This window comes from Streptomyces sp. SAS_272 (genome assembly GCF_052543235.1).
Genome location: NZ_JBMNDR010000006.1, coordinates 1 through 19,281, shown reverse-complemented (window position 1 = coordinate 19,281; position 19,281 = coordinate 1). Strand labels below are relative to the sequence as shown.

18 protein-coding genes are annotated in these 19,281 nt (G+C 72.6%); 6 read left to right on the top strand and 12 right to left on the bottom strand.

Features of this window, described 5'->3' with window-relative positions; genetic code table 11:
* Positions 1 to 47 precede the first annotated feature (47 nt).
* The 6 genes from ACN6LD_RS06435 to ACN6LD_RS06410 form a co-directional block, all read right to left on the bottom strand.
* Positions 48 to 788: a lysophospholipid acyltransferase family protein gene (locus tag ACN6LD_RS06435; protein WP_319189164.1), complete on the bottom strand. Its 741-nt coding sequence runs from the start codon at positions 786 to 788 to the stop codon at positions 48 to 50.
* Between the two features lie 139 nt (positions 789 to 927).
* Positions 928 to 2,181, bottom strand: a complete 1,254-nt coding sequence (locus ACN6LD_RS06430; RefSeq protein ID WP_319189162.1) for a PP2C family protein-serine/threonine phosphatase — start codon at positions 2,179 to 2,181, stop codon at positions 928 to 930.
* A 67-nt stretch (positions 2,182 to 2,248) separates the two neighbouring features.
* Entirely contained in the window at positions 2,249 to 4,846 is a 2,598-nt protein-coding gene (locus ACN6LD_RS06425) for a SpoIIE family protein phosphatase (protein WP_445042654.1), read from the bottom strand.
* Between the two features lie 134 nt (positions 4,847 to 4,980).
* Complete coding sequence (gene rocD, locus ACN6LD_RS06420) at positions 4,981 to 6,210, bottom strand: ornithine--oxo-acid transaminase (protein ID WP_319189159.1); 1,230 nt, start codon at positions 6,208 to 6,210, stop codon at positions 4,981 to 4,983.
* The gene (gene ddaH, locus ACN6LD_RS06415) at positions 6,207 to 7,019 is read right to left on the bottom strand and encodes a dimethylargininase (RefSeq protein WP_445042653.1); all 813 of its coding nucleotides are present in this window, start codon (positions 7,017 to 7,019) and stop codon (positions 6,207 to 6,209) included. The genes rocD and ddaH overlap by 4 nt, the downstream gene beginning before the upstream one ends.
* Positions 7,020 to 7,203: 184 nt before the next feature.
* Entirely contained in the window at positions 7,204 to 7,689 is a 486-nt protein-coding gene (locus ACN6LD_RS06410; RefSeq protein ID WP_057580778.1) for an Lrp/AsnC family transcriptional regulator, read from the bottom strand.
* Positions 7,690 to 7,766: 77 nt separating this feature from the next.
* Between ACN6LD_RS06410 and ACN6LD_RS06405 the strand changes: the two genes are divergently transcribed.
* From ACN6LD_RS06405 to ACN6LD_RS06390, 4 genes are read left to right on the top strand one after another with little or no spacing between them, the layout of a single operon-like run.
* Complete coding sequence (locus ACN6LD_RS06405) at positions 7,767 to 8,516, top strand: LytR/AlgR family response regulator transcription factor (RefSeq protein ID WP_319189155.1); 750 nt, start codon at positions 7,767 to 7,769, stop codon at positions 8,514 to 8,516.
* Between the two features lie 2 nt (positions 8,517 to 8,518).
* Positions 8,519 to 8,917, top strand: coding sequence for a hypothetical protein (locus tag ACN6LD_RS06400; RefSeq protein WP_319189153.1), 399 nt, complete (start codon positions 8,519 to 8,521; stop codon positions 8,915 to 8,917).
* Positions 8,918 to 8,930: 13 nt separating this feature from the next.
* The gene (locus ACN6LD_RS06395) at positions 8,931 to 10,655 is read left to right on the top strand and encodes a sodium/solute symporter (protein ID WP_319189151.1); all 1,725 of its coding nucleotides are present in this window, start codon (positions 8,931 to 8,933) and stop codon (positions 10,653 to 10,655) included.
* Complete coding sequence (locus ACN6LD_RS06390) at positions 10,652 to 11,857, top strand: sensor histidine kinase (RefSeq protein ID WP_319189149.1); 1,206 nt, start codon at positions 10,652 to 10,654, stop codon at positions 11,855 to 11,857. Before ACN6LD_RS06395 ends, ACN6LD_RS06390 begins: the two co-directional genes overlap by 4 nt.
* Here ACN6LD_RS06390 and ACN6LD_RS06385 read toward each other — a convergent pair whose 3' ends face one another.
* The 5 genes from ACN6LD_RS06385 to ACN6LD_RS06365 form a co-directional block, all read right to left on the bottom strand.
* A complete protein-coding gene (locus ACN6LD_RS06385) occupies positions 11,858 to 12,028 on the bottom strand; it encodes a hypothetical protein (RefSeq protein WP_445042652.1) in 171 nt (56 codons plus the stop codon).
* A 61-nt stretch (positions 12,029 to 12,089) separates the two neighbouring features.
* Entirely contained in the window at positions 12,090 to 13,040 is a 951-nt protein-coding gene (locus tag ACN6LD_RS06380) for a cytochrome c oxidase assembly protein (RefSeq protein WP_319189148.1), read from the bottom strand.
* Between the two features lie 106 nt (positions 13,041 to 13,146).
* Positions 13,147 to 14,172 (bottom strand): 6-phosphofructokinase, encoded by a 1,026-nt coding sequence (locus tag ACN6LD_RS06375; protein WP_319189146.1) that lies wholly within the window; start codon positions 14,170 to 14,172, stop codon positions 13,147 to 13,149.
* Positions 14,173 to 14,380: 208 nt separating this feature from the next.
* The gene (locus tag ACN6LD_RS06370; protein ID WP_319189144.1) at positions 14,381 to 15,109 is read right to left on the bottom strand and encodes a type 1 glutamine amidotransferase; all 729 of its coding nucleotides are present in this window, start codon (positions 15,107 to 15,109) and stop codon (positions 14,381 to 14,383) included.
* Between the two features lie 17 nt (positions 15,110 to 15,126).
* The gene (locus tag ACN6LD_RS06365; protein ID WP_057580793.1) at positions 15,127 to 16,365 is read right to left on the bottom strand and encodes a MurT ligase domain-containing protein; all 1,239 of its coding nucleotides are present in this window, start codon (positions 16,363 to 16,365) and stop codon (positions 15,127 to 15,129) included.
* Positions 16,366 to 16,522: 157 nt separating this feature from the next.
* On the opposite strand from ACN6LD_RS06365, the gene def reads away from it, so the two are divergent.
* On the top strand, positions 16,523 to 17,068 hold the full coding sequence (gene def, locus ACN6LD_RS06360) for a peptide deformylase (protein ID WP_319189142.1): 546 nt from the start codon (positions 16,523 to 16,525) through the stop codon (positions 17,066 to 17,068).
* Positions 17,069 to 17,174: 106 nt separating this feature from the next.
* Here the strand turns inward: def and ACN6LD_RS06355 are convergent, their stop codons facing one another.
* Complete coding sequence (locus tag ACN6LD_RS06355; RefSeq protein WP_319189140.1) at positions 17,175 to 17,819, bottom strand: TetR family transcriptional regulator; 645 nt, start codon at positions 17,817 to 17,819, stop codon at positions 17,175 to 17,177.
* Positions 17,820 to 17,993: 174 nt separating this feature from the next.
* Here ACN6LD_RS06355 and ACN6LD_RS06350 point away from each other — a divergent pair, with 174 nt between their 5' ends.
* Positions 17,994 to 19,220 carry an acyl-CoA dehydrogenase family protein gene (locus ACN6LD_RS06350; RefSeq protein ID WP_319189139.1) on the top strand — a complete coding sequence of 409 codons (1,227 nt, stop codon included), beginning with the start codon at positions 17,994 to 17,996 and terminating at the stop codon, positions 19,218 to 19,220.
* The last annotated feature ends 61 nt before the right edge of the window (positions 19,221 to 19,281 follow it).

Sequence of the window (19,281 nt, the reverse complement as noted above, 5' to 3'; positions counted from 1 at the left end):
CCCCCCCCCCCCCCCTCACCCGCGTCGTGCTCCGTGCTGACGTACCCTCACTTCGACGGCAGCCGGGGGAACCTGCGCCCCTTGCCCGACTTCTCGGCCTCCGCCTTCGCGGCGGCCTCCTCCGCCTTGGCGACGGCCGCGTACTGGTCGACGTACTCCTGCTCGGACAGCGAGAGGATGGCGTACATGATCTCGTCGGTGATCGCGCGCAACACGGCCTTCTCGTGCTCCATGCCGAGGTAGCGGGAGAAGTCGAGAGGCTTGCCGAAGCGGATCACGACCGGGTGCAGGGTCGGGACGACCTTGCCCGGCGGCTGCGCCTCGAAGGTGCCGATCATCGCGCAGGGGATCACCGGCGCCTGCGCCCGCAGGGCCATCACGGCGACGCCGACCTTGCCCTTGTAGAGGCGCCCGTCGTGGGAGCGGGTGCCCTCCGGGTAGATGCCGAGCAGCTCGTCCTTGCTCAGGACCCCCAGGCCCTCGCGGATCGCGGCCTGGCCGGCCTCCTTGCCGGAGCGGTCCACCGGGATCTGGCCCGCGCTGCGGAAGAAGGCCGCGGTCAGCCGGCCCTTGAGGCCGGGACCCGTGAAGTACTCGGCCTTCGCGAGGAACGTGATGCGCCGTTTGAGGATCGCGGGCATCAGGAAGTGGTCCGAGAACGACAGGTGATTGCCCGCGATGATGGCGGCTCCCGAGTCCGGCACATGCTCCAGACCCTCTATTCGGGGGCGGAAGAGCAGTCGCAGCAGCGGCCCCAACACCACGTACTTCAGGAGGTAGTAGAACAAAGGGTGTCGCTCCTCGTGTCCGGCGGATCGGCTCGAGGCCGTGTTCCAGCAGGTCAACCGACATGGTGTGGGGTGACAGTGTAGGGGCAGGCGGCAACCGCCGGAACCGTGCCGTGCCGGCCCCCGTCCCCCTCGCCCGTCACAGCCGTACGACGACCAGGGCCGTGTCGTCGGTCGCGCCGCCCGGCGGCAGGAGCTCCCAGAGCACCGCGTCGGCGAGGCTTTCGGGGTCGGCGTCCCGGTGCCGGGCCAGCGCGTCCGCGAGCCGGTTCAGCCCCGTGTAGATGTCCTCCCGCCGTCGTTCGATCAGGCCGTCCGTGTACAGGGCGAGGGTGGCGCCGTCGCTGTACGTGGTGCGCGCCTCGGGCCGCGGGGCCGGGTCGGGCCGGGCGTCCAGCGGGGGGTCGGTCGCCCGGTCGAGGAACTCCACCCGCCCGTCGGCGTGCACGAGGACGGGCGGCGGGTGCCCGGCGCTGCTGTAGGTGATGGTGTGATGGTCGAAGTCGATGAACGTGGTGACCGCGGTGGCCGACTCGGCCCCCTTCACGACGTGCGCGTACCGCCCGAGGACGTTCAGCGCCTCGCCGGGTCCCCGGGCCACTCTGGAGGTCGCGCTGAGGGCGCTGCGCAGCTGGCCCATCACTCCTGCCGCGTCCAGTCCGTGTCCGACGACGTCGCCGACCGACACCCCGATGCGGTTGCCGCCGACCAGGTCGACCAGGTCGTACCAGTCCCCGCACACGTTGAGCGCGCCGACCGCCGGCCGGTAGCGCACCGCGGCCCGGTGGTGCCCGACCTGCATGCGGGCCGGCAGCATCGCCTCCTGGAGGGCGAGGGCCACCTCGCGTTCGCGGGCGTGGGCCAGCCGCAGTCGTTCGTTGAGTTCCTGCAGCTCACGGGCCCGCGTGTACAGCTCGGCCTCCAGAATCCTGCCCCGGTTGCCGACCCGGGCGCCGTCGGCTGCCGACCCGCGCCCGCCGCGGGCCCGGATCAGCTCGGTGACCTCCTCGACGCGGTGCACCAGCAGCACCACCGACCCGTCCCGGCCGTACACCGGGGCGTTGACCGGGCTCCAGTAGCGCTCCTCCCACTCGCCGGGCCGGTCGGCCGACTCGACGTCGTAACGCTGCAGCGCCATGGTGTCCCGCTCGCCGGTGGCCAGTACCCGGTGCAGCGACGCCTCCAGGTTGCGCATGCCGCTCGCGCCCGGTTCCTCGGGGTTGTCGGGGAAGACGTCGAACAGGTGCCGGCCGACCATCTGCTCCCGCTTGCGGCCGGCCACCCGCAGGAACTCCTCGTTGGCGTCCGCGTACACCAGCTCGGGCGTGAGCAGCGCCACCATGCCCGGCAGGGCCTGGAACACCGCCGCGTAGTCGATCGACGTGTCGTTCATGGCTCGCGCCCTATCTGCCGGTATTGCGCCAGTTTCTCATGTGATGCGATGAATGTGTCTCATCGCATCACACGCCGGGGTCCGTGAGGGACTGCTCGGCCCAGATGATCTTGCCGTCGGGGAGGAAACGGGTGCCCCACCGCTGGGTGACCTGGGAGACCAGCAGCAGCCCCCGGCCGCCCTCGTCGGTGGCTCTCGGATGGCGCAGATGGGGTGCGGTGGCGCCGCCGTCGAAGACCCCGCAGAACAGGGTCCGGCCCCGGACCAGCCGGAGCCGGATCGGCCCCGTGGCGTACCGGATGGCGTTGGTGACCAGCTCGCTGACGACCAGCTCGGTGGTGAACGAGAGCTCGGGGAGCCCCCACTCCGCCAGCCGGCGGCTCGCGGTCTTGCGGGCCTCGGCGACGGCCGCCGGGTCCGCGGGCAGCTCCCAGTCGGCCACCTGGCCGGCCGGCAGGCGGCGGGTACGGGCCATCAGCAGGGCCACGTCGTCGTACGGACGGGCCGGGACGAGGGCGTCGATCACCGTCCGGCAGCGCAGGTCGAGGGCGTCGGCCGGCCGCTCCAGGGCCTGCCGCAGCCGCTCCCGGTCGGTGGCCGGCTCCCCGCGCTCGCCGTCGCCCAGCAGACCGTCCGTGTGCAGCGCGAGCGTGCTGCCCTCCGGCAGGAGCAGCTCGGCCGACTCGAACGGCGGCCCGCCCACACCGAGCGCGGGCCCCTGGGGCAGATCGACGAAGTCGACGGTCCCGTCGGGCAGTACGACGGCCGGCGCGGGGTGCCCGGCGGCGGCCATCACACAACTCCCGTCGACCGGGTCGTACACGACGTACACGCACGCCGACCCCGCCACCTGCCTGCCGTCGGTCCCGGACCGGGAGTCCGCGGTGACGCGCTCCTCCGCGTCGGTGTCGTCGTCCTCCTCCTCGTCCATGCGGGTGACCAGGTCGTCGAGGTGCGCGAGGATCTCCGCGGGCGGCAGGTCCAGCGCGGCCAGGGTGCGCACCGCCGTCCGCACCCGTCCCATGGCGGCCGCGGCGTCGATGCCGTGTCCGGGCACCTCGCCGACGACGAGTGCCACCCGGGCCCCCGACAGCGGGATCAGGTCGTACCAGTCCCCGCCGAGGCCGGTCAGCTCGTCGGCCGGCCGGTAGCAGGCGGCCACCTCGACGGCGTCCTGCTCGGGCAGCCGGCGGGGGAGCAGGTTGCGCTGGAGGACCAGGGCCGCGTCCCGTTCGCGGGTGTAGCGCCGGGCGTTGTCCACGCAGACGGCCGCGCGCGAGACGAGGTCCTCGGCGAGCGCCAGGTCGTCGTCGTCGAAGGGCTCGCGCCGGTCGCGCCGCAGGAATGTCGTGACGCCCAGGACGGTCCCCCGTGCCCGCACCGGCACGACCAGGGCGCTGGGCGGCCCGGACCCGGCGGGCAGCACGGCGGCCCACTGCCCGGCGTGCGCGCCGCGCGAGCCCTCCGGATCGCGAGGGCCGACCGGGGCCTCCGGGCCGCTCAGGTACTCCGGGTCGCCCGGGTCGCCCGGGTCCCGCGGTTCGCGCGGGCTGTTCGGCTCAAGGCGGTCCACCCGCCAGGGGCGCCCGTCGGCCAGACAGCGCACCGGCGGCGAACCCGCGGGGTAGACGACCGCGGCGAACCCGGCCGGACCGCCCGGGCCGTCGGCGTCCGCAGCCGTCTCGGCATCCCCGGCCCGCCGCCGACCCGCCCTGCGCAACGTCACGGAGTCCTCGGGGCCGCCCGCCGCACGGGCCGGCGCGGGCTCCGCACCCCGCAGCACCGGCTCGAGCAGGTCCACGGTGACGACGTCGGCGAAGTCCGGCACCGCCACGTCCGCCAGCTCCTGCGCCGTCCGGGCGATGTCGAGGCTGCTGCCGATGCGTCGGCCGGCCCGGTCGAGCAGGGCGAGCCGCTGCCTGGCGCGGTGTCGCTCGGTCATGTCCACGACCGTGTAGTAGACGCCCATCGGGCCGCCCCGCTCGTCCTCCAGCCGGGTGAACGACAGCATGTGCGCCGTCTCCCGGTGCGGAGCCGCCTGTACCCTGCCCACCAGTTCGAAGCCGATGACGGGCTCCCCGGACTCCAGCACCCGGCGCATCTGCGCCTCGATCGACACGGAGTCCAGGCCCGGCTGCACGTCCGCGAGCCGCAGCCCCAGCCGGCGCTCCGGGGGGCCGCCGCCGAATCTCGCCAGGGCCGCGTTCGACCACACGAAACGCAGATCGGTGTTGACGATCGCTATGCCGATCGGGGAGTCGCCGACCATCTGCTCCAGCACCGAGCGGCTCATGTTCCAGCCCGGCGCGTCCGACATCTCGTTGAGCAGCGCCAGCCAGCGCGCGGGACCGCCGGGTTCGTGGGCGGAGGTCACGCGCGCCATGACGGGCACCGGCCGCCCGTCCCTGCGACGGGCCGACAGCAGCCCCGCCCAGCCGCCGTCCTCGCGGCACCGCACCAGGACGTCCGCCACCCGTCCCGCGTCCGCCCGGGTGAGCAGTGCGGCCAGGTCCCTGCCCACGGCCTCGGCGGCCGGATACCCCAGCAGCCGCTCGGCGTCCCTGGTCCAGCTCGTCACCACGCCCCGCTCGTCGAGCAGCAGGGGTGCGGTGTCCGCCACGTCGAACCGCCGGCGGGCAACGTCGTCCTCGTCCTCAGTGCCCACGGCCGGCCTCTCTGTCGCTGAGAGTGGTCTACCATCTCCCGACCCAATCTTCACCCTGCCTGCACGAGTGCGGCTGAGCCACCCGGGGCGACGCGGGACCCGCCCGCACCGGCCCCGGGGCGACGGCGGACCCGTCAGCCGCCCTGCGCCAGCACCCGCCCCAACGCGCCCAGCGCCGCGGCCAGTTCCTCGCCGGTGATGGTCAGCGGCGGCGCCAGCCGGATCGTCGAGCCATGCGTGTCCTTGACCAGGACGCCCTCCCGCATGAGGCGCTCGCTCACCTCGCGGCCCGTGCCGAGGGCCGGGTCCACGTCGACCCCCGCCCACAGCCCGCGCGAGCGGAAGCCGACGACGCCCTTGCCGACCAGCGCGGTGAGCCCCTCGCGCAGCACGACGCCCAGCTCGGCCGCCCGGCGCTGGAACTCACCCGTCTCCAGCAGCTCCACCACCGCCGTGCCGACCGCTGCGGCCAGCGGATTGCCGCCGAACGTCGACCCGTGCTCGCCGGGCCGCAGCACCGACAGCACCTCCCGCCGGGCCACCACCGCCGACACCGGCACGATGCCGCCGCCCAGCGCCTTGCCGAGGAGCAGCACGTCGGGCACGACCCCCTCGTGCTCCACCGCCAGCGTCCGCCCGGTCCGCCCGAGCCCGGACTGGATCTCGTCCGCGACGAACAGACAGTTCGTCCGGCGGGTCAGCTCCCGCACCCCGGCCAGATAGCCGTCGTCGGGGACGACGACGCCGGCCTCGCCCTGGATCGGCTCGATCAGCACCGCCGCCGTCGTCTCGTCGACCGCCGCCTCCAGCGCGGCCAGGTCGTTGTACGGGACGATCCGGAAACCCGGCGTGAACGGGCCGAAGCCCGCCCGGGCCGTCTCGTCCGTCGAGAAGCTCACGATCGTCGTGGTGCGGCCGTGGAAGTTGTCGGCGGCGACCACGATGGTCGCCCGGTCGGCGGGGACGCCCTTCACCTCGTACGCCCACTTGCGGGCCACCTTGACGCCGCTCTCGACCGCCTCCGCGCCCGTGTTCATCGGCAGGACCATGTCCAGACCGGTCAGCTCGGCGAGCCGCTCGGCGAACTCCGCCAGGCGGTCGTTGTGGAAGGCGCGGGAGGTGAGCGTGAGACGGTCCAGCTGGCGGTGGGCCGCCTCGATCAGTGCCGGATGCCGGTGGCCGAAGTTGAGGGCCGAGTAACCGGCCAGCATGTCGAGGTAGCGGCGGCCCTCGACGTCCTGCACCCACGCGCCCTCGGCGCTCGCGACGACCACGGGCAGCGGGTGGTAGTTGTGCGCGAGGACCGGCTCCTCGGCGCGGATCAGATCGGCGGAGGAGCGCGTCGGGACGACGGGTGCGGTCATGAACGGATCTCCTGAGTGCAGCACTTGATGCCGCCGCCGGCCTTCTGGAACTCCGAGAGGTCGACGGGGACGGGGACATAGCCGCGCTCGCCGAGCCGGGCGGCGAGGGCCTCGGCCCGGGGCGCGATGAACACATGACGGCCGTCGGACACCGAGTTGAGGCCGAACGCCATGGCGTCGTCGCGGGTGGCGAGCACCGCGTCCGGGTACAGCCGGGCGAGCACCTCGCGGCTGCCCTGCGAGAACGCCTCCGGGTAGTAGGCGATGTTTTCGTCGTCCAGGACGAACAGCGCCGTGTCCAGGTGGTAGAAGTGCGGATCCACCAGGGTCAGGCTGATCACCGGGTGGCCGAAGAACTCCTGCACCTCCCGGTGCGCCTCACGGGTCGTGCGGAACCCGGTGCCGGCCAGCACGTACCGGCCCGTCCACACCAGGTCGCCCTCGCCCTCGCAGACGGACTCCGGGCGGTGGACGTCGTAGCCCGCCGCCTTGAACCAGGTGTCGTAGTGGACGGACTCGGGGCGCCGCTCGGGCGCGTGGAACAGGGAGCCGAAGACGCGGCCGGCGACGACGACCGCCGAGTTCGCGGCGAAGACCATGTCCGGGAGGCCGGGAGCCGGCTCCACGGTGTCCACGGCGTGCCCGTGGCTGCGGTAGGCGCTGATCAGCCCCTGCCACTGCGCCTGGGCGAGATCGACGTCGACGGGGGTGTCGGGATGCATCCAGGGATTGATCGCGTACTGCACCGCGAAGTGTCTGGGTTCGCAGACGAGGAAGCGCCGGGGGCGCCGCACACGGCTTTCGGACACAGAGGGGTTCCTCCGTTTTCCTGCGGTGTCGACCCTCCTGCGGAGTCGACTGAGGGTTGACACCACGGTAGGAACTGACGGGGAGGCCCGACAAGCAACGAGCATTGCGTGTTCACGCACGAACGCTGCGTGATTCGCCCGGTCGACGCAGGTTCGCTGCGTCCGCGCAGGTCTGTTCGCAGGTTTATTCGGGAGCGGGCTGGGTCGCGCCCGCCTCCGGGCTCTCCGGCAGCAGATGCGACAGCACCATCACGCTGATCGTCTTCCGGATGAACGGCTCGACGCGGATCCGCTCCAGCACCTCCTCGAAGTGCTCCACGTCCCGCGCCCGCACGTGCAGCAGCGCGTCCGCGCCGCCCGTCACCGTCATCGCCGCGGTGATCTCCGGATGGTTGCGCACCACCTCCGCCAGCCTCCTCGGCGGGGCGGCGCCCTCGCAGTACACCTCGACGTAGGCCTCCGTGCTCCAGCCCAGCGCCGCCGGCTGCACGGTGGCCGTGAACCCCGTGATCACCCCGGTGTCCCGCAACCGGTCCACCCGGCGCTTGACGGCCGTCGAGGACAGCCCGACGGCCGTGCCGATCTCGGCGAAGCTCGTCCTGGCGTTCGCCATCAACGCGGTGATGATCTTCCGGTCGAGATCGTCGAAAAGGGCGCCGCCGTCGTTCATGCCCGCACTGTATCCAGCGCGAACGTCCAGGCCCCGTACGTGTCCCGCCGCGCCGATCGCCCCTACACTCCACCTTCATGCTGCGCGCCCTCGCCGTCGACGACGAACGCCCCTCGCTGGAAGAGCTGCTCTACCTGCTCTCCGCCGACCCCCGCATCGGCAGCGTGGAGGGCGCCGGCGACGCGACCGAGGCGCTGCGCCGCATCAACCGCGCCCTGGAGTCCGGACCCGACGGCCCCGAGGCCGTCGACGTCGTCTTCCTCGACATCCAGATGCCCGGCCTCGACGGCCTCGACCTGGCCCGCCTGCTCACCGGCTTCGCCCGGCCGCCGCTGGTCGTCTTCGTCACCGCCCACGAGGACTTCGCCGTCCAGGCCTTCGACCTCAAGGCCGTCGACTACGTCCTCAAACCGGTCCGCAAGGAACGCCTCGCGGAGGCCGTCCGCCGCGCCGCCGAACTGCGCGGCGCCGCACCCCGCATCCCGGTCCACGAACCCGACCCCGATCACATACCCGTCGAACTCGGCGGCGTGACCCGCTTCGTCGCCGTCGACGACATCACCCACGTCGAGGCGCAGGGCGACTACGCCCGGCTGCACACCGACCGGGGCAGCCACCTCGTCCGCATCCCGCTGTCCACCCTGGAGGACCGCTGGAGCGCCCGCGGCTTCGTCCGCATCCACCGCCGCCATCTCGTCGCCCTGCGACACATAGGCGAACTCCGGCTCGACGCGGGCACGGTGAGCGTCCTCGTCGGCGGCGAGGAACTCCAGGTCAGCCGCCGGCACGCCCGCTACTTGCGGGACCTGCTGATGAGGAGGCCCTGACCGTGCCCCACCAGGACCCCGTCGAACGACGTGTCGTCGTCACCCGCCCGGGCCGCCGCTCCCTTCCCCACGCCCGGCTCCGCTCGCGCGGGCGCTACCCGCACGCCTCCGGCTACTACCGCCCGCGCACCGAGATCGACGAGCAGACGACCCTGGGCGACACCTATGTCCGCTCCCTGATGCGGTCCCAACTGCGCGCCGCCCTCACGGTGTTCGCCGTCCTCGCGCTCCTCGTCGGCCCGCTGCCGCTGCTCTTCGCGGCGATGCCCGACGCCCACCGTCTCGAATGGGCGGTCCTCGGCTTCTGCCTGTACGCCCCGCTCGTCCTGCTCGCCCGGTGGTACGTGCGCCGCGCCGAGCGCAACGAACGGGACTTCGTCCGGCTGGTCGAGGACCGGTGAGGGCGACGAGGCGATGAACTCGACCTTCGCCGTCCCCGCCGTCGCCCTGGTGGTCGTCGCGACCGTGCTCGTCGGCGCCTTCGGCCTGCGCATCTCCCGTACCACCTCCGACTTCTACGTGGCCTCCCGAACCGTCGGCCCCCGCCTCAACGCGGCGGCCATCAGCGGCGAGTACCTCTCCGCCGCCTCCTTCCTCGGCATCGCGGGCCTCGTCCTCGTCCAGGGCCCGGACATGCTCTGGTACCCCGTCGGCTACACCGCCGGCTACCTGGTCCTGCTGCTCTTCGTCGCCGCCCCGCTGCGCCGCTCCGGCGCCTACACCCTCCCCGACTTCGCCGAGGCGCGGCTCGCCTCGCAGGCCGTGAGACGGCTCGCGGGCGCCTTCGTCGTCGGCGTGGGCTGGCTGTACCTGCTGCCCCAACTACAAGGCGCAGGGCTGACGTTGACGGTCCTCACCGGCGCTCCCGACTCCCTCGGCGGGCTGATCGTCGCACTGGTCGTCACGGCCACCGTCGCCGCGGGCGGCATGCGCAGCATCACGTTCGTGCAGGCCTTCCAGTACTGGCTCAAACTCACCGCCCTCCTCGTCCCCGTCCTCTTCCTGGTCCTCGCCTGGCAGAGCGACGGCGCGCCCCGCGACGTCTTCGAGGAGCCGGCGGCCTTCCGGGACCAGCGGGTGGTCCGGGTCGGCGACACCCTGGACCTGAAGCTGGACCGCCCCCTGACCGTGACCGTGGACGGCACGGTCGACGGCCGTCCGCACGAGGACGCGGTGCTCCGGCTGCCCGCCGGCACCCACCGCATCGAGCGGGGCGCCCGCCTCACCTTCACCGAGGGCGCCGCGGTCCCCGCCGCCGAACGCGGAACCAGCGGCGGCATGTCCACCTCGCTCGCCGCCGGCCGTGAGGAGCGGCCCCTGTACGCCACCTACGGGCTGATCCTCGCCACGTTCCTCGGCACCATGGGCCTGCCGCACGTCGTCGTGCGCTTCTACACCAGCCCGCACGGCGTCGCCGCCCGTCGCACCACGGTCGCCGTCCTGGCCCTGATCGGCGCGTTCTACCTGCTGCCGCCCGTCTACGGCGCCCTCGCCCGCCTGTACACGCCCGAGCTCGCCATCACCGGCGACGCGGACGCGGCCGTCCTGCTGCTGCCCGACCGGATGATCGGCGGTCTCGGCGGCGAGCTGCTCGGCGCGCTGGTCGCCGGCGGCGCCTTCGCCGCGTTCCTGTCCACGGCGTCCGGACTGACGATGGCGGTGGCGGGGGTGCTCGCCCAGGACGTCCTGCCGACTCGTGGCGTCCGGCACTTCCGGCTGGGCACCGGGCTCGCCATGGCCGTCCCGCTGGCCGCCAGCCTGCTGGTGGGCGGACTGCCGGTGGCCGACGCCGTGGGGCTGGCCTTCGCGGTGTCGGCGTCCTCGTTCTGTCCGCTGCTGGTGCTCGGCATCTGGTGGCGCCGGCTGACGCCGCCCGGCGCGGCCGCCGGCATGCTGGTCGGCGGCGGATCGGCGTTCGTCGCGGTCGCGGCGACCATGGCCGGCCTCCCCGGCGCGGGCCCGGCGCACGCCCTGCTCGCCTGGCCCGCCCTGTGGTCCGTGCCGCTCGGCTTCCTCACCATGATCCTGGTGTCCCTGGCCACCCCGAACCGCGTCCCGTCCGGCACCTCCGCCATCCTGGCCCGCTTCCACCTGCCGGAGGAACTCCGCACCGCACAGGCGTCGGAGACGAAGCCGTGAGCGGCTTCCTCGCGGGCGTCTGCATCGCGATCCTGCCGTTCCTCGCCGCCGGTTTCTGGCTCGGGCGGCGGACCGGGCGTCCGGAACGCCTCGGGGGGCTCGGCACCCCCGTCGAGCACGCCACCTTCCAGACCCTGCACACCGCGTCCCTCGCCGCGCCCCCGCTGAGGGCGGGACTCACCGAGGAGACCGCCCGCAGATCGGCCCGCAGGCTGCGCACCCTGCTCGGCACGGACGCCCTGTGCCTGACCGACGAGGAGCAGGTGCTGGTCTGGGACGGAGTGGGGTCCCATCACCGCGCCGAGATCATGGAACGGCTCGCCGGCCCGCTGGAGAGCGGCCGCGGCGAAGCCTTCCGGCTGGCCTGCGAGCACCCTGACTGCCCCGTCCGCTGGGCCGTGGTCGCCCCGCTCACCGTCGACGACCGGGTGCACGGCGCGCTCGTCGCCTGCGCGCCACGCGAGTCCGCCGTGCTGGTCCGGGCGGCGGGCGAGGTGGCCCGCTGGGTGAGCGTGCAGCTGGAACTGGCCGACCTCGACCAGTCGCGCACCCGACTGATCGAGGCGGAGATCAAGGCTCTGCGCGCCCAGATCTCCCCGCACTTCATCTTCAACTCCCTCGCCGTGATCGCCTCGTTCGTCCGCACCGACCCCGAGCGCGCCCGCGAACTGCTGCTGGAGTTCGCCGACTTCACCCGCTACTCGTTCCGCAGGCACGGCGACTTCACCACCCTCGCCGACGAGCTGCACGCCATCGACCACTACCTCGCGCTGGTGCGGGCCCGCTTCGGCGACCGGCTCGCCGTCACCCTGCAGATCGCCCCCGAGGTGCTCCCGGTGGCGCTGCCCTTCCTCTGCCTCCAGCCGCTGGTGGAGAACGCCGTCAAGCACGGTCTGGAGGGCAAGGCCGGCACCTGCCACATCCAGATCACCGCGCAGGACGCCGGCGCCGAGGCCCTCGTCGTCATCGAGGACGACGGCGCGGGCATGGACCCGGTGGCGCTGCGCCGCATCCTGGCCGGAGAGGTGGGTCCCTCCGGCGGGATCGGCCTGTCCAACGTGGACGACCGGCTGCGGCAGGTCTACGGCGACGACCACGGCCTGGTCATCGAGACGGCCCTCGGGGCGGGAATGAAGATCACCGCCCGGCTGCCGAAGTACCAGCCGGGCGTGCACTCGGCGGCCCGGCTGGGCCCCGGATGATCAGGTGGTCCGCATCACGACCAGGGCGAGGGTGATCAGCCCGAGCACCACCCAGCCGAACCACAGCCAGCCGTTGCTGCCGAGCGCCACCGTGTAGGCGGTCACCGCGACGAGGCCGCCGACGGTGAGCACCCCCATGGCCTTCGTGGAACTGTCCGTGGTACCGGCCATCGCGACACCCTCCTCAGGGCCGCCCTCCGCCGGGCGGGTCCCCCTCCATGGTGCCCCGGGATCAGCGCCCGCGTGCGTCGAGTGACGCAAGATAGGCGTTGTAGGCCTCCAGCTCCTGGTCCCCGTCGCGGTCGGCGGCCCGGTCCTTGCGCCGGGCCTGACGCTGCTCGGAGCCGTACCACTGGAAGAGCAGCGCGATCAGCACCAGCACGGACGGGACCTCGCTGAACGCCCAGGCGATGCCGCCGGCCGCGTTCTGGTCGGCGAGCGCGTCGATGCCGAGGGAGGCCGGAGGGTTCTCGAACGTCTTCACCATCGGCTGCGAGGCCATCATCAGCGCGATGCCGAAGAACGCGTGGAACGGCATGCCCGCGAAGAGCTCCAGCATCCGCATCAGGTAGCCCGGCCGGTTCGGGCCCGGATCCACGCCGATGATCGGCCAGAAGAACACCACGCCGACGGCCAGGAAGTGCACCATCATCGCCAGGTGCCCGGTCCGCGAGCCCATCAGGAAGTCGAACAGCGGGGTGAAGTACAGGGCGTAGAGGCTCGCGATGAACAGCGGGATGGTGAACGCGGGGTGGGTGATGATCCGCATGTAGCGGCTGTGCAGGAGCATCAGCAGCAGCTCGCGCGGTCCCTTGCGTCCCTTGCCGGCGGCCGGCAGCGCGCGCAGCGCGAGCGTCATGGGAGCGCCGAGCAGCAGCAGGATCGGCGACAGCATGCTGATCACCATGTGCTGCACCATGTGCACGCTGAACATGACCATGCCGTAGTCGTTCAGCCCGGTGCACATCACCAGCATGACGGTCAGCACGCCGACGGTGAACGACACCGTCCGCCCGACCGGCCAGGCGTCCCCGCGCCGGCTCAGCCGCAGCACGCCCCACCCGTAGAGTCCGAGCCCCAGGAGACAGGCGACGAGGAAGAACGGGTCCGCCGACCACTGAAGGCCCCGTCCCAGCGTGAACGGCGGCAGATCCATCGTCATGCCGTGCCCGCCGTGGTCCATTGCGCCGGCTCCTGATTCGTGGGGGGTTGTACGTTTCCTGCCGCCCCAAGAGTAGAACCGCCCCCGGCGATCACCGTCACCGGGGGCGGCCGGAGTCGTGGCCCTCCTACAGGACGGTCTCCGCCTCGGCGTACCGCTCCTCGGGGACCGTCTTCAGCGTCTCCACGGCCTCCGCCAGCGGCACCATCACGATGTCCGTGCCGCGCAGGGCCGTCATGTGGCCGAACTCGCCGCGGTGCACGGCCTCCACCGCGTGCCAGCCGAAGCGCGTGGCCAGCACCCGGTCGTACGCGGTCGGCGTGCCGCCGCGCTGCACATGTCCCAGGATGACCGGCCGGGCCTCCTTGCCGAGCCGGGCCTCCAGCTCGATGGAGAGCTGCCGGGCGATGCCGGCGAAGCGCTCGTGCCCGTAGACGTCCTTGGCGCCCTCGTCGAAGGCCATGCCGCCGGGCGCCGGCTTGGCGCCCTCCGCCGCGACCACGATCGCGAACCGCTTGCCCGCCTCGAACCGCTCGCCGACCCGGCGGGCCAGCTCCTCGATGTCGAAGGGCCGTTCCGGCACGACGATGGCGTGCGCGCCGGCCGCCATGCCGGAGTGCAGCGCTATCCAGCCGGTGTGGCGTCCCATGACCTCGACCACCAGCACCCGCTGGTGCGACTCGGCGGTGGTCTTCAGCCGGTCCAGCGCGTCGGTCGCGACGCCTACGGCCGTGTCGAAGCCGAAGGTGACGTCGGTGACGGCGATGTCGTTGTCGATGGTCTTCGGCACGCCGACGACCGGCAGCCCGCTGTCGGACATCAGCCGGGCCGCCTTGAGGGTGCCCTCACCGCCGATCGGGATGATCGCGTCGAGACCGAGGTCCTGGACGTGCCCCTTGGCCCGCTCCACGCCGTCCCGCAGATGCGAGGGCTGGACCCGCGAGGAGCCGAGGATGGTGCCGCCGCGGGCGAGGATGCCGCCCACCGCGTCGAGGTCGAGCTTGAGGTAGTCGCACTCCAGGAGGCCCTTCCAGCCGTCCCGGAAGCCGATGACCTCGTCGCCGTGGTCCACGACGGCGCGGTGCACGACGGACCGGATGACGGCGTTCAGGCCGGGGCAGTCGCCGCCGGACGTGAGGACACCAATGCGCATAGCCCGAAACAACCTTCTCCACGTGGGCCTGGTCCGGACCACACTGTCCGGCTCGAATCCCCGCCACCCTAGCGGCAGGAGGGGGCGGGGCCGAAGCATGCGTCCGCCTGCTGGACGCACCTGCTCACCTGTGCGGACGCGCCGTCAGACGGGCTGCTGACGGCGCCCTGAAGATCAGGTGAACGCACAGGTCGCGCGGGCTGTCAGGTCACGCGGGCTGCTGAGCGGCGGCGATGCGCTCGCTGCGCAGCGCCTCGTACCAGTGGTCGTCGATCGGCGGCAGCGCGTTCACGTCGAGCGCCAGCTTCAGCAGCAGGTCCGCGATCAGCGGATTGCGCGCGAGCACCGGACCGTGCATGTACGTGCCGAACACGGTGTCGTTGTACGCGCCCTCGGTGCCGTCGCCGGTGCCGTTGCCCTTGCCGAGCCGGACGCGGGCCAGCGGACGGGCGGTCGGGCCGAGGTGGGTGACGCCCTGGTGGTTCTCGAAGCCGGTCAGCTGCGGCAGGCCGAGTCGCGGGTCGATGTCGCCGAGCACGTCGCCGACGCACCGCTCGCCCTCGCCGCGCGTGGTCGTCACGTCCAGCAGCCCGAGTCCGGGCTCGCGCTGGCCGAGGTCGTTGACGAACTCGTGGCCGAGGATCTGGTAACCGGCGCAGACCGCGAACACGATCGCGCCGTTGTTCACCGCCTGGTACAGGTGCGCGTCCCGCCGCAGCCGCTCCGCGGCGAGCCGCTGCGGCCGGTCCTCGCCGCCGCCGATGAGGTAGATGTCGCCGGAGGTCGGGATCGGCTGGTCGCTGCGCACGTCGAGCCGGGCCACGTCGAGGCCGCGCTGGCGCGCGCGGCGCTCGACGACGAGGGCGTTGCCCTGGTCCCCGTAGGTGCTCAGCAGGTCCGGGTAGATCCACACCAGCCGCAGTTGGTTGTCGCTCATGGAAACGTCCTTCGAAGTCAGTTGCCGACGCGGCGGCGCAGGTCCTGGAACGCGGTGTAGTTCGCGATGACCTCGATCCGGCCGGGCGGCGCCTGCTGCACGGCCTGGTCGAGGTTCTCGCAGACCTGGAAGTGCTGGTTCGCGACCTCGAGACGCACCGCGAGGTCCAGCTTCCGGTCGCCGACGACGAAGATCGGGTGGCCGGTGAGCCGCGTGTAGTCGACGTCCCACAGCCAGGAGGTGTCGGTGCCGTCGGCGCCGCGCGCGTTCACCGAGAGGATGACCGGGGTCGGCGGCGGGTCGATCAGGCTGAACGTCTCGAGCCAGCCGGCCGGGTTCTTCGCCAGCAGCAGCCGCAGGTCACGGCCCTGGAACTGGACGACGTCGTAGCGCCCGGCGACGGCCTGCACCGCGTACATCCGCTCCAACGCCACCTGCGGAGGGACGCCGAAGACGGCGGCCACGGCGGCCGAGGAGGCGGCGTTGGCCTTGTTGGCGCGGCCCGGCAGCTGGAGGTGGATCGGCCAGGCCGACCCGTGCGGGTCGATGACATGGTCGCCGGAGAGCGCCCAGCTCGGCGTCGGACGGCGGAAGCCGCACTCGCCGCAGAACCAGTCGTCGCCGGGCCGCTGCATGACGCCGCCGCAGGACGGGCACGACCAGGCGTCGTCCTTCCACATCTGTCCGGCGGCGACCCAGACGACGTTGGGGGAGGAGGAGGCCGCCCAGACCACCAGCGGGTCGTCGGCGTTGGCGACCACGACGGCCTTGGAGCCGGCCAGCCCCTCCCGCCAGTTCTCCGCGAGCATCCGGGTCTCGGCGGCGCGGTCCAGCTGGTCGCGGGAGAGGTTGAGCAGCGCGATGCACTTGGGCGCGGTGTCCCGGGCGACGCCCGCGAGGTATTTCTCGTCGACCTCGATGACGCCGTAACGGGCCTCGGAGCCGCCCGCGAGGGCCGAGGTGATGCCGGCCGGCATGTTGGCGCCGAGCGCGTTGGACACGACCGGGCCGGCGGCGCGCAGCGCCTCGGCGATCAGCCGGGTGGTGGTGGTCTTGCCGTTGGTCGCCGAGACGAGCACCACGTCCAGGTTCTGGGCGAGCCGGGCGAGGAGGTCGGGGTCGAGTTTGAGCGCCACCCGGCCGCCGATCACCGAACCGCTGCCGCGCCCCGCGGCGCGCGACGCCGCCGCGACCGCCTTGCCCGCGGTCACGGCGATCTTGGCCCGCGGCGTGAGCGGGTCCGAGTTGCCTGCCATCAGTTCTCGATCCTCCTTGCGTACGCGCCGCGCCTCTGCCGTACGGCAACGTGGTAGGCGGTCAGCCTATCGAGATCCATTCGCACTCCCGAATCCCGGCACCGCTTCACGTCGCGCGCGGCATGCGCGTGTCAGAAAGGACCGTACCCTTGCCGCCATGCGACACGGCTCCATCCCGGGCGCCCGCGGGCGCGTCCGGCCCCTCACCCTGCTCGGCGACCCCGTCCTGCACACCCGTTGCGAGGACGTCACCGACTTCGGTCCCCAACTCGCGCGTCTCGTCGAGGACATGTTCGCGACGATGTACGCCGCCCAGGGCGTCGGCCTGGCGGCCAACCAGGTGGGCGAGGCGCTGCGGGTGTTCGTCTACGACTGTCCCGACGACGAGGACGTCCGCCATGTGGGACATGTGGTGAACCCGCGCCTGGTCGAGGCCGACGGCCTGGTCCTGCGCGGACCGGAGGGGTGTCTGTCCCTGCCGGGGCTGGAGGCGGGCACCGAGCGCCACGACCACGCCGTGGTCGAGGGCCGCACGATGACGGGGGAGCGGCTGCGGGTCCACGGCACGGGATTCTTCGCCAGATGCCTGCAGCACGAGTGCGACCACCTGGAGGGCATGGTGTACGCGGACCGGGTGTCCGGCCTGCGCGGCAGACGGCTGGCCCGCCAGGTGCGCCGGGCCCCCTGGCACAACACGCCCTAGGCCTGGGCGTGTCCGCGCGGGAGGCGGGCGGTGCCGGTCCGCGGTTCCGGCCGCCGTGCGGGGCGAGGCCGTGCGGGCCGCATCCGTGCCCGTGCGGCGGTCCGGGTCAGAAGCCGGGGCCGCCGACCTTGTCGCCGGCCGCCGCGAGGCGACCCCACAGCAGGTCGGCCAGACTCCGCACCAGCTCGGCGCGGGAGCAGGGCCGCTCGCCCAGCCACCAGTCGCCCGCGGCGTGCATCATCCCGACGATCCCGTGCCCCCACACCCGGGCGAGCTGCTGGCCGGCGGGACCGAGATCCAGCCGCTCCTCGATCACCTGGGCCAGCTCCTCGCCCATCCGGCGCAGCAGGGGCGCGCTGTGCCTGCCGACGTCGAAGCCCTGGTCCGGGCCCGCGCCGGTGTCGGAGGGGTGCATCAGGAACCGGTACACCTGCGGCCGGGCCTCGATGGCGGCGAGGTAGGTGTCGAGGGTCGCCTCGACCCGTTCCCGCCGTTCGGCGGGGGCGTCCAGCGCGGCGCGCAGCGAGTCCAGCAGGGCGTCCGTGTGCCGTGTGGCGAGAGCGGCGTAGAGTCCGCCCTTGTCGCCGAAGTGGCGGTAGAGGATCGGCTTGGTGATGCCGGCCTCCGCCGCGATGGCGTTCATGGACGCCTGTGGGCCGTCGCGCAGCACCACCCGGTCGGCGGCCTCCAGCAACTCGCGCCGTCGGCGGTCGGCGGACCGTTGCTGCTCGGTCCGCTGCGTGGTGTCCATGTGCTCTCCCCACCCGTGCTGTTTCGCTGACGCCTGCGCAAACTAACACCTGACAGCAGCCTGACATCGAACGGGTGGAAGCGCTCCTGTGCCGTCATCAGGAGTTGACTTTTCCTACCGACCGGTAACAGACTCGCGTTACCGCTAGTAACACGCACCGCCGCTGGAGGGGACATGGCCGAGTTCACCATGGAGCTCAACGACGAACAGAAGGAGGTCCGGGACTGGCTGCACGGCTTCGCCGCCGACGTCGTCCGCCCCGCGGCAGCCGAATGGGACGAGCGTGAGGAGACTCCCTGGCCGGTCATCCAGGAAGCCGCGAAGGTCGGCATCTACTCCCTCGACTTCTACGCGCAGCAGTACTTCGACCCCACCGGCCTCGGCATCCCGATGGCGATGGAGGAGCTGTTCTGGGGCGACGCGGGCATCGCCCTGTCCATCGTGGGCACCGGCCTGGCCGCCGTGGGCGTCCTCGCCAACGGGACCGAGGAGCAGATCGGCACCTGGATCCCGCAGATGTACGGCGACGCCAACGACGTCAAGGTGGCCGCCTTCTGCTCCTCCGAGCCCGACGCCGGCTCCGACGTGGCCTCGCTGCGCACGCGGGCCGTGTACGACGAGGCCAAGGACGAGTGGGTGCTCAACGGCACCAAGACCTGGGCGACCAACGGCGGCATCGCCAACGTGCACGTGGTCGTCGCGGCCGTGGACCCCGAGCTCGGCTCCAAGGGGCACGCCTCCTTCATCGTCCCGCCGGGCACCCCGGGGCTCGCCCAGGGGCAGAAGTTCAAGAAGCACGGCATCCGCGCCTCGCACACCGCCGAGGTCGTCCTCGACGACGTGCGGGTCCCCGGCTCCTGCCTGCTCGGCGGCAAGGAGAAGCTGGACGAGCGGCTGGCGCGGGCCCGCGAGCGGGCGAAGACGGGCGGCGAGCGGGTGAAGAACGCGGCGATGGCCACGTTCGAGGCCTCGCGCCCCGCCGTCGGCGCGATGGCCGTCGGCACGGCCCGCGCCGCCTACGAGGTCGCCCTCGACTACGCCAAGACGCGTGAGCAGTTCGGCCGCCCGATCATCGACAACCAGGGCGTCGCCTTCCAGCTGGCGGACATGCGCACCCAGATCGACGCCGCGCGGCTGCTGGTCTGGCGCGCCTCCTGGATGGCGGTCAACGGAAAGCCGTTCACCGCCGCCGAGGGCTCGATGTCGAAGCTGTACGCCAGCGAGACGGCGAAGAAGGTCACCGGGCAGGCCATCCAGATCCTCGGCGGCAACGGCTACACGCGTGAGTACCCGGTGGAGCGCATGCACCGTGACGCCGCCATCTACACCATTTTCGAGGGCACGAGCGAGATCCAGCGGCTGGTGATCGCCCGCACGCTGTCGGGAATGCCGATCCGCTGACGCGCGGGACGACGACGCGATCCGGCTCCCGGGGGCAGGACCCCCGGGAGCCGGATCGCGT